The sequence below is a fragment of the Streptomyces sp. SP18BB07 genome (assembly GCF_036322545.1).
Lineage (GTDB): Bacteria > Actinomycetota > Actinomycetes > Streptomycetales > Streptomycetaceae > Streptomyces > Streptomyces deccanensis.
Genome location: NZ_JAQYWT010000038.1, coordinates 1 through 332 on the forward strand (window position 1 = coordinate 1; position 332 = coordinate 332).

Below are 332 nucleotides of genomic sequence, written 5' to 3' on the forward strand. Positions count from 1 at the left end.
ACGAGGTTGATGAACACCTGCGGCCGGACGGTGATCGCGTAGTAGCGGCGGTCCTGCTCCTCGGCGACACCGGGGATGCGGTCCAGGCCCTCGGAACCGTCGACGGTGAACCCCCGCACCTCCTCACCGAACTCCGCGCCATGACCCACGTAGTACTGCGCGGCGTACCCGTCCGCGAACTCCGGCAGCACCTCGGTCAGTTCGGGATGGATCGTGGCGCAGTGGTAGCACTCCATGAAGTTCTCGATGATCAGCTTCCAGTTCGCCTGCACGTCGTACGTGATCCGGCGACCGACGGAGAGGCTGTCGATGTCGTAGCGCTCGATCGACTC

1 protein-coding gene is annotated in these 332 nt (G+C 64.8%); it reads right to left on the reverse strand.

Features of this window, described 5'->3' with window-relative positions; genetic code table 11:
- Positions 1-332: SRPBCC family protein (locus tag PUR53_RS00095; RefSeq protein ID WP_329894543.1), on the reverse strand; the 332-nt coding region annotated here is incomplete at both ends.